This is a genomic window from Methylobacterium sp. WL6, from assembly GCF_008040095.1.
In the GTDB taxonomy this organism is placed as follows: domain Bacteria; phylum Pseudomonadota; class Alphaproteobacteria; order Rhizobiales; family Beijerinckiaceae; genus Methylobacterium.
Genome location: NZ_VRVH01000132.1, coordinates 1 through 12,137, shown reverse-complemented (window position 1 = coordinate 12,137; position 12,137 = coordinate 1). Strand labels below are relative to the sequence as shown.

Below are 12,137 nucleotides of genomic sequence, written 5' to 3'. Positions count from 1 at the left end.
AGGCCGGCCCGGCCCAAGCGCGGGGAGACCGCGCGTCCGGCCCGTGGGGCGGCGCTTGGCGCGAGGTTGGAAGCGGCGTTCGCCGCCGGAGCGGCCGCGGGTCCGGTCATCGGGCGTAGAGCTCGGAAAGGTGTGGCATCGGACCGTCGGGAGCTGGAGGGTCGGCGGCCCTATAGCACCGCCGCGGGCTCAGCGCCGCGCCTCGGTCGCCATCCGCACCGCGAGGCCGGCGAGCACGGTGCCCATCAGCCAGCGCTGCGCCACCATCCAGGCCGGGCGCCCGCCGAGGAAGCCGGCCACCGACCCGGCGGTGACGGCGAGCAGCGCGTTCACGCCGACGCTGATCCCGGTCTGCACCGACCCCAGCACCAGCGATAGCACCAGCACGCTGCCGTGCCCCGGCGTGATGAACTGCGGCAGCAGCGACAGGTACATCACCGCGATCTTCGGGTTGAGGAGGTTCGTCAGGAACCCCATCGCGAACAGCCGCCGCGGCCCGTCGGGCGGCAGCATCCGCGGCTGGAACGGCGAGCGCCCGCCCGGCCGCACCGCCTGCCAGGCCAGCCACAGCAGGTAGAGCGCGCCGGAAAGGCGCAGGGCGTCGTAGGCGAAGGGCACGGCGAGCAGCAGCGCGGTGATCCCGGCGCCCGCCCCCTGCGAGAGCGAGCGCGAGACCAGGTAGACCATGTTCGGCCCCGGCGTCAGCACCATGCCGAGGGAGACCAGCGCGAAGGCGAGGAGGTTCGTGATCTCGGGCATGCCTCCGGTCGCTCCTGCTGTGTGCGTCGACCGAACCGTGGGCATATCGCGGCGCGGGCCCCCTCTCCCAGGGGGAGAGGGACAGGGTGAGGGGTGTGACCTTTCCGTCTGAGGCACGCCCCTCATCCCACCCTTCTCCCCCTGGGAGAAGGAGCCGCGCTGCGGATCGCGCGGACGATACGGCTCTGCGACGAACGATGCGAGCGGGGCTCGATACGCCCTCGCCTACCGCGCCGGGTTGAAGCGCGTGTCGATCAGCCCGTCGACGGCGGCGGGGACGTCGGTGCCGGCGGGGATGATGCCGGCCTGCTGCAGGGCGAGGCCGGCCGCCTGGATCGAGGCCGCCTGGGCCTTGCCGACCGCCGGCTCGGAGAGGTCGGTGCGGGCGACCTGCCGGGCGATCACCGGCTCGGGCAGCTTCGTGGCGGCGACCAGGGCCGCCTTCAGCGCGTCCGGGTTCTGGATCGCGAACAGCCGCGCCCGCTCGTAGGCGGCGATCACGGTGCGGACGAGCTCGGGGTTCTCCTGGGCGAACGCCTCGCGCACGTCGAGCAGGCCCCAGGTGTTGACGCTCGCGTCGCGGAAGAACAGCACGTCGTCGTTCTCGATCTCGGCCGCGGCCATCATCGGGTCGAGGCCGGCCCAGGCGTCGACGTCGCCGCGGTCGAGCGCCGTGCGGCCGTCGGCGTGCTGGAGCAGGACGAGCTTGGCGTCGCGCTCGGTCAGGCCCGCGCCCTGGAGGGCGCGGATCAGGAAGATGTGCGGGTCGGTGCCGCGGGTCACCGCGATGCGCTTGCCCTTGAGGTCGGCGACCCGCGCGATGCCGCTGTCCTTGCGGGTGACGAGCGCGGTCCATTCCGGCCGCGAGTAGGCGTAGACCGCCTTGATCGGGTTGCCGTTGATGCGCGCCACGAGGGCGGCGGCGCCGGCCGAGGAGCCGAAGTCGATCGCGCCGGCATTGAGGAATTCGAGCGCCTTGTTGGAGCCGAGCGACTGGACCCAGCGCACGGTGATGCCCCTCGGCTTCAGCGCTTCCTCCAAAAACCCCTTGTCCTTCAGGACCAGCCCGACCGGGTTGTAGGTCGCCCAGTCGAGGCGGACCTCCTTGACCTCGGCGGCGCCGGCGGGCGCGGACAAGGCGGTGGGCAGGGCGACCGGGAGAGCGAGCGCGAGGGCGGCACCGAGAAGCGCGCGGCGGGCAAGGCGCATGAGGACAGTCCTTTTCGGATCGGGCGTTTGATCCGAGCTAGGCCGGTGCGTTCTTTATGTCAAACGACAATTCCGCAATATAGGACGCACAGCCGTGGACGATCGGCATCAACCGAGTTGCAGGAACGCCGCGATCTTCGCCTTCACATCATCGATCACGGCCGCCGGCGCGACGTCGACGAAGCGCGCGTAGCGCTCGGCCTAGGCGAGCGGCTTGCCCTAGTCCGCAAGGACGAAGCCGTGGATCTTCAGCCCGGACGGCAGGACCACCTCGTAAGGGTAGCCACGTCCGCGGCTGGTGACCGGACACGCGAAGCAGCGCCCGACGAGGCCGTTGTAGGACCGCGGCGTGAGAACGAGCCCGGGCCGGGTGAAGCCCTGCTCGGTCCCAAGATGCGGACTGAACTCGAGAAAGATCAGGTCGCCGAGATCAGGGCAATAGGGCGGCTCACCAGATCTCGTCACCGACCGTCCGCCCCTCGAACTGGTCGTCGTGCAGGTTCTCTTTGGTGATGCCGGCAAGCAGGCCGTCGAAGGTGTAGCGCGACGGCTCTGCGCGCGGCGCGATGACGATCCGCCCCTCCTCGACACTCAGTTCGGCCGTGCTGCCTTCCGCAGCGCCGACGTCTCGCAGGATCTGCGCCGGAATGCGGAGGGCGAGACTGTTGCCCCATCGGGAGAACTGAACGATCACGCGCACCTCTCCTGGCATGGCTGTGACCAAGCTTCGAACGGCACCGTGCCGCGCTCGCATCAACGTATCGCCTTCGTATATACGATCCCCGGGACGGCGCGTCAAAGCTCGCCCACCGGCACCCCGCCCGCTCCGGCGGATCCGGATCGAGCGTGGCTTCGGCGTGGCTCTTGCTCGCGGCCCCTCGCCCGAGGCCCTTCGCTGACGAGCCCCGGCTCGAGGACCCTGGCTCGACGCGGCGCGCCGGTCCGGAAGCCCGGCCCCGCTGGCAGCACCGGCAGTTCATGCTAACGGGTACCCATGTTCGATGCCGTCGCTGCCCTGGACAAGGTTCTGGATGCCCTGGATCGCGAAGCTCGTGAGCCGACGAAGCTCCGCGCCGTTCTGGTGCCGGAGCTTAAGCGGGTCATCGAGGCCGGCCACGCGGCGGCCGAGGCGCAGCTTCTGAAGGACCGGGACGGCATGCGCTGCGCCCGCGCCCTGTCGAACCTCACCGACGCGGTGGTGCGCGCGATCCACGACGCGGTGGTCTGGCGGCTCTATCCGAACGACAACCCCTCCACCGGCGAGCAGCTCGCGGTGGTGGCGACCGGCGGCTACGGCCGGGGCACGATGGCGCCGGGCTCCGACATCGATCTCCTGTTCCTGCTGCCCTACAAGCAGACCGCATGGTCGGAGAGCGTCGTCGAGGCGATGCTCTACGTGCTGTGGGACCTCAAGCTGAAGGTCGGCCACGCCACCCGCTCGGTCGAGGAATGCCTGCGCGAGGCCCGCGCCGACATGACGATCCGCACGGCGCTCCTAGAGGCGCGCTTCCTGTTCGGCACGCGGGTGCTGTTCGAGGAGCTGGTGACGCGCTTCGACGCCGAGCTGGTGATGGGCACCGCGCACGAGTTCGTCGAGGCCAAGCTGCGCGAGCGCGACGGCCGCATCACCAAGGCCGGCTCCTCGCGCTACCTGGTCGAGCCCAACGTCAAGGACGGCAAGGGCGGCCTGCGCGACCTCAACACCCTGTTCTGGATCGCCAAGTACACCTACCGGGTGCGCGACCAGGTCGAGCTCGTCGCCGCCGGCCTGTTCACGGCGGAGGAGTACCGCCTGTTCGAGCGCTGCGACGAGTTCCTGTGGCGGGTGCGCTGCCACCTGCACTTCGTCACGCGGCGCGCGGAGGAGCGGCTGTCCTTCGGGCTGCAGCCGAAGATCGCCGAGCGCCTCGGCTTCGGGCCGCGCGGCGGGCTGTCGGGCGTCGAGCGCTTCATGAAGGCGTACTTCCTGATCGCCAAGGACGTCGGCGACCTCACCGCCATCGTCTGCGCCGAGCTGGAGGCGCGCCACGCCAAGCGCACGCCGGTGCTCGACCGCTGGATCGGCAAGTTCCGCGACCGGTTCCGCGCCACCGCGATCGAGGCGGAGGATTTCTGGCTCGACCACGGCCGGGTCAACGTCCGCGCCGAGGACGCGTTCGAGCGCGATCCGGTCAACCTCCTGCGCCTGTTCTGGCTCGCCGACCGGCACAACCTCGCGATCCATCCCGACGCCAAGCGCCTGGCGAACCGCTCCCTGCGCCTGATCGGCCACGCGCTGCGCGCCGACGAGGAGGCCAACCGCCTCTTCCTCGAGATCCTGACCTCGAAGAACTCGCCGGAATCGGTGCTGCGGCAGATGAACGAGGCCGGCGTGCTCGGCCGCTTCATCCCGGATTTCGGCCGCATCGTCGCGATGATGCAGTTCAACATGTACCACCACTTCACGGTGGACGAGCACCTGCTGCGCTCGCTCGGCGTGCTCGCGGCGATCGATTCCGGGCGCACCGAGGAGCAGTTCCCGCTGGTCTCGCGCCTGGTCAACGCGATCCACAACCGGCGCGCGCTCTACGTGGCGATCCTGCTTCACGACATCGCCAAGGGCCGGCCCGAGGACCACTCGATCGCCGGCGCGGCGATCGCGCAGAAGCTGTGCCCGCGCTTCGGCCTGACCCAGGCCGAGACCGAGACGGTGGCCTGGCTCGTCGAGCACCATCTCCTGATGTCGATGACCGCCCAGAGCCGCGACCTTTCGGACCCGAAGACCATTGAGAAGTTCGCCGCCGTGGTGCAGACGCTGGAGCGCCTGCGCCTGCTGACGATCCTCACCGTCGCCGACATCACCGCCGTCGGCCCCGGCGTCTGGACCGCGTGGAAGGGCACGCTGATCCGCACCCTCTACGACGAGACCGAGGTGGTGCTGTCGGGCGGCCATTCCGAGATCGCCCGCACCGACCGCGTCCGGCTGATCCAGATGGGCCTGCGCGAGCAGCTGCCCGACTGGTCGTCGGAGGTGTTCGACGCCTACGCCGCGCGCCACAACCAGGCCTACTGGCTGAAGGTCGACGGCGTGCGCCAGTTCAAGAACGCCGGCTTCATCCGCCAGGCGATCGAGGCCGGCCGCACTAGCGCCACCGACGTCGAGACCGATCCGGTCCGCGGCGTCACCGAGCTGACGGTGTACTCGCCCGACCATCCGCGGCTGCTGGCCATCGTCACCGGGGCCTGCGCGGCGGCCGGCGGCAACATCGTCGACGCCCAGGCCTTCACCACCAGCGACGGCTTCGCCCTCGATTCGATCTTCATCTCCCGCGCCTTCGAGCGCGACGAGGACGAGATGCGCCGCGGCCGGCGCATCACCGCCTCGATCGAGCGCTCGCTCAAGGGTGAGATCAAGATCGCCGAGCTCGTGGCCGACAAGCACCCGCCCTCCGCCGGCCGGGCCAAGACCTTCCTGGTCCCGCCGGACGTGGCGATCGACAACGCGCTGTCCAGCCGCGAGACGGTGGTCGAGGTCACCGGTCTCGACCGGCCGGGCCTGCTCTACGAGCTGACCACGGCGCTGAACCGCCTCAACCTCAACATCACCTCGGCGCATGTCGCGACCTTCGGCGAGCGGGCGGTGGACGTATTCTACGTCACCGACCTAACCGGCACCCGCGTCACCCAGCCCGACCGCCAGGCGGCGATCCGCAGCGCGGTGATGGAGGTCTTCGCCGGCGACGTGGCGGTGATGAAGGCGGAGGGGCTGGAGGCGCTCGTCGCCGCGCCGCCGCCGCGGGAGGCGTGATGTGCTTCGCCGGGTTGATTTCGCGGCCCGCGCGCCTGATATCAACGCCGACCCCGAAATCACCCGGCGAGCCCTTTTCGCGATGACGAGCAACGACATGCAGCATGACGACCCGCGCCAGAGCACGGTCGAGGCCGGGGCCGGCGTGGCGCACGAGGCGCCGCACGACGCCCCCGCGTCCCAGGACGGGTCGGCCGCCGACGCGAAGCTCGCGGCGATGACCGCCGAGCGCGACGAGCTGAAGGACCGCACGCTGCGCACGCTGGCCGAGATGGAGAACCTGCGCCGCCGGACCGAGCGCGAGGTCGCCGACGGCCGGACCTACGCGGTCACCAACTTCGCCCGCGACGTGCTCAACGTCGCCGACAACATCCGCCGCGCGCTCGACAGCGTCCCGGCCGAGGCGCGGGCCTCGGCCGAGGGCGCCTTGAAGGGCCTGATCGACGGCATCGAGCTGACCGAGCGGGATCTCGCCAAGACCCTGGAGCGCCACGGCGTGAAGGTGGTCGAGCCCAAGGGCCAGCGCTTCGACCCGAACCGCCACCAGGCGATGTTCGAGGTGCCCGACCCGGAGGTGCCGGCCGGCACCGTCGTGCAGGTGGTCCAGTCGGGCTACGTCATCGGCGACCGGACCCTGCGCCCGGCCCTGGTCGGCGTCGCCAAGGGCGGCCCGAAGGCCGGCGCGCCGGCGGACGCCGCGCAGGCGTAAGGCGGCCGAGGCAGGCCGGGCCTCGTCCGGCCTGCGGTCCCGCCTCGGGGGGGCCGCCGCGACGCCTTCCTGCCCGGCCCGTCGGTTCGCGGCTGCGCGGGGTCTCGGCGCCGGATCGATCCCGCTACGCACCGCGCCGCCTCTCTCGAACGGGAAAGGCGCCCTTCCCCCCCGCCGGGCGGGAGGGACGGGCGATCGGGCGTCGCAGGACAGTCCGACAGCGGCCCGCCCGAGTCGGGCGCCGCCAGCGCACGCCATCCGGGAACGGCCGCGCCATCGCCGTGCGCGAACGCACGGCGCGTCCGCCGAATCCTCGCCCGCACGGCTTCCGGATGCAGGCGACAGTTGAACATTCGGAAACGCTTGGGCCATAACTTCGCCATCGGCCGGGCGCATCCCGGACGAGTCGGCGCGGCGCGCGAAGCGTCAGGGCCGGGCTCGCGGGCGCATCGCCCCAGCGTCGCGCATCGGAATCGTCATGCAGGTCGTCGACGCGGTCGAGATGAACGGGTACGCCCAGGCGAGCGGTCGGACCGACCTGCGCCGCACCCGCGCGCATGCGCGCGCCCATCGCCACAGCGCCCAGGTGCGCACGCTGCGCCGGGTGCTGCCCCTGGTCGCGGGCGGCGCGGTGATCGCGCTCGGAGCCTGGCTGTTCAACCCGTTCGCGGCCGTCATCCCCGGCGTCAGCGTCGGGCCGGTGACGCTGTCGGGCACCAAGGTGCGGATGGAGAACCCGAAGCTCTCCGGCTTCCGCAAGGGCGACCGCGGCTACGAGGTCACCGCCACCGCCGCGCTGCAGGACATGCGCAAGCCGAGCCTGATCGAGCTCGAGGCGATGCGCGGCCACGTCGCCACCGACGACAAGGGCGGCCTCGCCTGGATCGAGGCGGCGACCGGGCTGTTCGACACCACCCGCGAGGCGCTCGACCTTAAGCAGGACATCCGGATCTGGACCGACAAGGGCGAGGAGGCGCGGCTGCAATCGGCCGCCGTCGACTTCAAGGCCGGCAGCGTGAAATCCGCCGAGACCGTCACCGTGTCGGTGCCGAGCGGCCAGGTGGTCGCCGACGGGCTCGACGTGGTCGAGAACGGCCGCGTGATCTCGTTCATCGGCAACGTCCACACCGTGTTCCACCAGGACAAGGCCAAGGACGCGAAGGCCGACGACAAGGCCGAGCCGGCCAAGGCGCCCCTGCGCGTCCTCACCTCCTCGGCCGAGCCGACGGACGGCCGCCCATGACCGGCCTGTCCGGTCTGCCGGCGCGGCTCGCCGCCGCCTTCGCGGCCGCGTCGCTTCTCTCCGTTGCGCTGCCGGTCGCGCCCGCCCGGGCCGAGAAGCCGGCCGTCGCGGCGGCGCCGAAGAAGGATCCGACCTCGCCGTTCGGATCGATGGGCGGCGGCAAGGAGCCGATCAAGATCGACGCCGACCGGCTCGACGTGTTCGACCGCGAGAGCAAGGCGATCTTCGCCGGCAACGTCGTGGCCGTGCAGGGCGAGAGCACCATCCGCTGCTCGACGATGACGGTCCACTACAAGCGCGGCAAGGACAAGGACGCCAAGGACAAGGCGAGCCCGGCCGCGGAGGCCGAGGACAAGCCGAAGGATGCGGCCGGCATGGGCGAGAACGGCATCCAGAAGGTGGAATGCGCCGGCCCGGTCACGGTGGTGCAGAAGGACCAGGTCGCCACCGGCGACAGCGCGGTGTTCGACCAGGCAGCCAAGCGCATCGTGCTCACCGGCAACGTCGTGCTGAGCCAGTGCCAAAACGTCACCCGCGGCCAACGCCTCGTCTACGACATGAACACCGGCCGCGCGAACATGGACCCGGTGCCGGGCGGGCGCGTCTCCGCCCTGTTCGTGCCGGGCGAGAAGGCCGAGAAGGACAAGCCCGCCAAGGGCTGCGCGCAGCCCGCCGGCATCGCCAGGACCGCGCCGAAGCCGGCCGACGCAGCCAAGGGTGACGCAGCCAAGACGGATGCCGCCAAGGGCGACGGCAAGTCCGACGGCAAGACGCGGGCCCAGGCCAATTGAGCGGTTCGATCGGCGTCCCCGGCGGTCAGGCCCTCTCCCCGCACCGGTCCGAGACCGCGAGCCCGCGCCCGTCCTGGCTCGGGCGGGTGCTCGGCCGCGCCCGGCCCGAGGCCGCGCCGTCCGAGGTCGAGGGCGGCCCCGGCATCCTCAGCGTCCGCGGCCTGCGCAAGAGCTACGGCGCGCGCACCGTCGTGCACGAGGCCGGGCTCACGGTGCGGACCGGCGAGGCGGTCGGCCTGCTCGGGCCGAACGGCGCCGGCAAGACCACGATCTTCTACATGATCACCGGGCTGGTGGCGGCCGACCGCGGCCACATCACGCTGGACGGCCTGGCCATCACCCACCTGCCGATGTACCAGCGCGCGCGCCTCGGCATCGGCTACCTGCCGCAGGAAGCCTCGATCTTCCGCGGGCTGACGGTGGAGGACAACATCCGCGCCGTGCTCGAGGTCGCCGAGCCCGACCGCAAGGCGCGGGCGAGGAAGCTCGATTCGCTGCTCGAGGAATTCGACATCGCGCGCCTGCGCAAGTCCCCGTCGATCGCGCTCTCGGGCGGCGAGCGGCGGCGCTGCGAGATCGCCCGGGCGCTGGCCTCGTCGCCGACCTTCATGCTGCTCGACGAGCCCTTCGCCGGCATCGACCCGATCGCGGTCGGCGACATCCAGGACCTCGTCAAGCACCTGAAGCAGCGCGGCATCGGCGTGCTGATCACCGACCACAACGTCCGCGAGACGCTCGGCCTGATCGACCGCGCCTACATCGCCCATTCCGGCCGCATCCTCACCGAGGGCACCCCGGAGGAAATCGTCGCCAACGCCGACGCGCGTCGGCTCTACCTCGGCGAGGATTTCCGGCTGTAGCGGCGGCGGCTCCGGTCGGGCCCGGTGTCGTGACCGGAAGGACGGCTCGGGGTGGGAAGCCTCATCCGGTCGGCTCCGTGAACGACGCGATGGCCGCGTCGACCAGAGGATTGCTGCGGGCGTCCGACCAGACCAGGGCCGCCGCGACGATCTCGACGTTCTCGGCCAGCGGTCGGATCACGACCTGGGGCGGGGCGAGCCCTTCGAAGCGCAGGGGCACCAGCGCAACACCCTGCCCGCAGGCCACGAAGGCGATCTGCGAGGTCACGGCGCGGACCTCGTGCACGATGCGCGGCGCGAACCCCGCCGCGTGGCAGGCTGCCGTCACCCGGTCGAAGTAGACCGGGCTGGAGCGGCGAGCGAACATCGCGAAATCCGCATCGGCCAGCAGCGCCAGCGGGACCGCCGCCATGCCGGTCAGCCGGTGATCGCGCGGCAGGGCGACGGCGAGACGATCGGTGGCGACCGGCCGCGAGCGGATGTTCGGGCCGAGTTCCCCTTCCAGGCGCGCGAAGGCGAGATCGATCTCGCCCGCCTCGATCAGCGGCACCGCCTCGACGCTGTCGATCTCGCGCACGGCGATCGTCAGCCCCGGCCGGGCCGCACGCAGGCGCGCCACCATCGGCGGCAAGTCCTCCAGAAGCGCCGAGTTGATCGCGCCGACGGTCAGCGTGCCGGTCCGGCCTGCGACCGCCTCGCGCACGGCCCGCTCCAAGCGCTCCACCTGGCCGGCGAAGACCTGCACCGCCGGCAGGATCGCGGCGCCCGCGGGCGTGAGCCGCACGCCGCGGCGGTCGCGGTCGAACAACCGCGCGCCCAGCATCCGCTCCAAGGTCTGGATGCCCTCGCTCAGCGGGGGCTGCGACATGCCGAGCCGCTGGGCGGCACGCCCGAAATGCCGTGCCTCGGCCACCGCCAGGAACAGCCAGAGGTGGCGGATCAACCGGACGTCCACGGTCACTTCGATAGCCCAGCCGTATCACAGGGATCTTGAGATGGTATTTTACCGATCGAAGGGCGGATGGGAAATCCGGGGCTGCGCCGCCACGAAGCGTGCGGCAGGAGCCCGACGATGCCCGACCATCCCACCCTCGTCGCCTACGGCGCGGTGATCCTCGGCTTGGCGATCACGCCGGGGCCGAACATGATCTACCTGATCTCGCGCTCGATCGCGCAGGGGCGCCGGGCCGGCTTGGTCTCGCTGGTGGGCAGCGCGCTAGGGTTTCTGCTCTACATGACCTGCGCCGCCTTCGGGATCACGGCACTGCTTGCGACGGTGCCCTACGCCCACGATGCCCTGCGGCTCGCCGGGGCGGCCTACCTGCTGCTCCTCGCCTGGTCCGCAGTGCGCCCCGGGGGCGTCTCGCCGTTCCAGGCCGCGGACCTGCCGCAGGCCGGCCCATGCCGGGTGCTCGCGATGGGGCTGGCCACGACCTTGCTGAACCCCAAGGCGGCGCTGCTCTACCTCGCGCTGCTGCCGCAATTCGTGATCCCCGGCCACGGCAGCGTGCTGGCTCAGACCCTGGCGCTCGGCCTGATGCACATCGCCCTCAACCTCGCCTTCGGCGTCGTCATCGCCACCACGGCCGGGGCGCTGGCGGCCGGCCTCGCCCGGCGCCCGTCCTGGATGCGGGCGCAGCGCTGGCTGATGGGCGGCATGCTCGGTGCGTTCGCGGCCAAGCTGCTCGCTGAGGCCTGAGGCGAGCCCGACGACCCGCCCGGCGATCGACGGGCCGCCGGGCGGTCCCGATCACCACCACGGCGCCGGGCCGAATGACGCAAGCGGGCGGCGCTCAGCACCGGCTCGCGGAGCGGCCGCCCTCACGCCGTCGGCTCGTAGACCGAGACCAGCCCGGCCGGCGCCGTGGCGCGCCAGGCGGCGAGCAGGGCGTCCCGCAAAATCTCCTCCTCGCAGGCGTCGAGGTCGAGGTTGGTCCAGCCGCGGCGGCCCCAGGCGCCGTCGATGGCCGAGAACAGGTCCGGCTCGGCCTCCAGCAGGCGCTCCTGGTCCTCCGGCGACAGCCGCAGCACCAGCCGGTCCTCCTCGGTCCACAGCGTCGCGAAGACCCGGCCGCCCACGCGAAAATCCGGGTTGCCCTTGTGCGCGCCGAGGATCGCTTCCGGCAGCATCAGCGCGAGGGCGCGCACGTCCTCCGGCAGCACCGCTCAGGGCCCGGCGGGCGCCCGCGACAGGCTGGTCGGCCAGGTGCTGCCGGGATGCTCGCGGACGTCGCCGGGGTTCGATCCGGTCGCGGCATCGCTGGCCCACTCGCCCGGCTCGGCCACCGCCTCGATCCGGTCCTCGGGGTAGTGCGCCTCGAGGAACAGCAGCGCCTCGGCCTCCGAGGCCGCGCGCACCGTGACCAGGGGGCGCGGGCCGGACGGGGTCCGGACGTCGGCGATGAACAGGCGCGTCATGTCGATCTCGCTCGGTGGAGGCTGTGCAGGCAACGCCCGGAACGGCGATTGTGTCCGCAGGACCGCATCGGCGACGTGCAGGATTGCGAACCTCAAACAATCCATAACGCTAAGTTTTAACGTTAAGCCAGCTTTAAGACCTTGCCGCCATGGTCCGGGAGGTCACCAGAGCCGGCACCGAAAGCTTCCGGCACATTTAAGCGTGAAGGAATTCTTATGGCCCGCTCCAAGCTCGTCGCTTTGGTGCGCACCCTGACGCTCGCGGCGAGCGTCGGCGCGCCCTCACTGGCCGCAGCCGCCGACCTGCTGACGCAGCCGCCGACTCCGTGCGGGTAGAAGGCGGGGGGCGCGGTCTCAGTAA

General features: G+C 71.5%; 13 protein-coding genes. 6 read left to right on the top strand and 7 right to left on the bottom strand.

What is annotated here, in order from left to right; all coding sequences use genetic code 11:
* Positions 1–189: 189 nt before the first annotated feature.
* The 4 genes from FV230_RS16840 to FV230_RS16825 all read right to left on the bottom strand — a co-directional run bounded on the left by FV230_RS16840 (position 190) and on the right by FV230_RS16825 (position 2,662).
* Positions 190–759 (bottom strand): LysE family translocator, encoded by a 570-nt coding sequence (locus FV230_RS16840; RefSeq protein ID WP_147843213.1) that lies wholly within the window; start codon positions 757–759, stop codon positions 190–192.
* A 225-nt stretch (positions 760–984) separates the two neighbouring features.
* Positions 985–1,968 carry an aliphatic sulfonate ABC transporter substrate-binding protein gene (locus FV230_RS16835; RefSeq protein WP_147843212.1) on the bottom strand — a complete coding sequence of 328 codons (984 nt, stop codon included), beginning with the start codon at positions 1,966–1,968 and terminating at the stop codon, positions 985–987.
* Between the two features lie 219 nt (positions 1,969–2,187).
* Positions 2,188–2,433: a type II toxin-antitoxin system PemK/MazF family toxin gene (locus tag FV230_RS16830; RefSeq protein WP_187275528.1), complete on the bottom strand. Its 246-nt coding sequence runs from the start codon at positions 2,431–2,433 to the stop codon at positions 2,188–2,190.
* On the bottom strand, positions 2,417–2,662 hold the full coding sequence (locus FV230_RS16825; protein ID WP_210248640.1) for an AbrB/MazE/SpoVT family DNA-binding domain-containing protein: 246 nt from the start codon (positions 2,660–2,662) through the stop codon (positions 2,417–2,419). Before FV230_RS16825 ends, FV230_RS16830 begins: the two co-directional genes overlap by 17 nt.
* Positions 2,663–2,962: 300 nt before the next feature.
* Between FV230_RS16825 and FV230_RS16820 the strand changes: the two genes are divergently transcribed.
* From FV230_RS16820 to lptB, 5 genes are all read left to right on the top strand, one after another.
* The gene (locus FV230_RS16820) at positions 2,963–5,755 is read left to right on the top strand and encodes a [protein-PII] uridylyltransferase (RefSeq protein ID WP_147843209.1); all 2,793 of its coding nucleotides are present in this window, start codon (positions 2,963–2,965) and stop codon (positions 5,753–5,755) included.
* 82 nt (positions 5,756–5,837) lie between these two features.
* Positions 5,838–6,464 carry a nucleotide exchange factor GrpE gene (grpE, locus tag FV230_RS16815; protein ID WP_243938182.1) on the top strand — a complete coding sequence of 209 codons (627 nt, stop codon included), beginning with the start codon at positions 5,838–5,840 and terminating at the stop codon, positions 6,462–6,464.
* 478 nt (positions 6,465–6,942) lie between these two features.
* A complete protein-coding gene (locus FV230_RS16810; RefSeq protein ID WP_147728819.1) occupies positions 6,943–7,707 on the top strand; it encodes a lipopolysaccharide-assembly, LptC-related protein in 765 nt (254 codons plus the stop codon).
* Positions 7,704–8,498, top strand: coding sequence for an LptA/OstA family protein (locus FV230_RS16805; RefSeq protein WP_147843208.1), 795 nt, complete (start codon positions 7,704–7,706; stop codon positions 8,496–8,498). Before FV230_RS16810 ends, FV230_RS16805 begins: the two co-directional genes overlap by 4 nt.
* 86 nt (positions 8,499–8,584) lie before the next feature.
* Complete coding sequence (lptB, locus tag FV230_RS16800) at positions 8,585–9,358, top strand: LPS export ABC transporter ATP-binding protein (RefSeq protein WP_243950730.1); 774 nt, start codon at positions 8,585–8,587, stop codon at positions 9,356–9,358.
* Positions 9,359–9,419: 61 nt separating this feature from the next.
* Here lptB and FV230_RS16795 read toward each other — a convergent pair whose 3' ends face one another.
* Complete coding sequence (locus tag FV230_RS16795; protein ID WP_210248639.1) at positions 9,420–10,313, bottom strand: LysR family transcriptional regulator; 894 nt, start codon at positions 10,311–10,313, stop codon at positions 9,420–9,422.
* Between the two features lie 117 nt (positions 10,314–10,430).
* Between FV230_RS16795 and FV230_RS16790 the strand changes: the two genes are divergently transcribed.
* Positions 10,431–11,057 carry a LysE family translocator gene (locus FV230_RS16790; protein ID WP_147843206.1) on the top strand — a complete coding sequence of 209 codons (627 nt, stop codon included), beginning with the start codon at positions 10,431–10,433 and terminating at the stop codon, positions 11,055–11,057.
* 122 nt (positions 11,058–11,179) lie between these two features.
* Here the strand turns inward: FV230_RS16790 and FV230_RS16785 are convergent, their stop codons facing one another.
* Entirely contained in the window at positions 11,180–11,488 is a 309-nt protein-coding gene (locus FV230_RS16785) for an MmcQ/YjbR family DNA-binding protein (RefSeq protein ID WP_147843214.1), read from the bottom strand.
* A gap of 36 nt (positions 11,489–11,524) precedes the next feature.
* Positions 11,525–11,776 carry a hypothetical protein gene (locus FV230_RS16780; protein WP_147729946.1) on the bottom strand — a complete coding sequence of 84 codons (252 nt, stop codon included), beginning with the start codon at positions 11,774–11,776 and terminating at the stop codon, positions 11,525–11,527.
* Between the last annotated feature and the right edge of the window lie 361 nt (positions 11,777–12,137).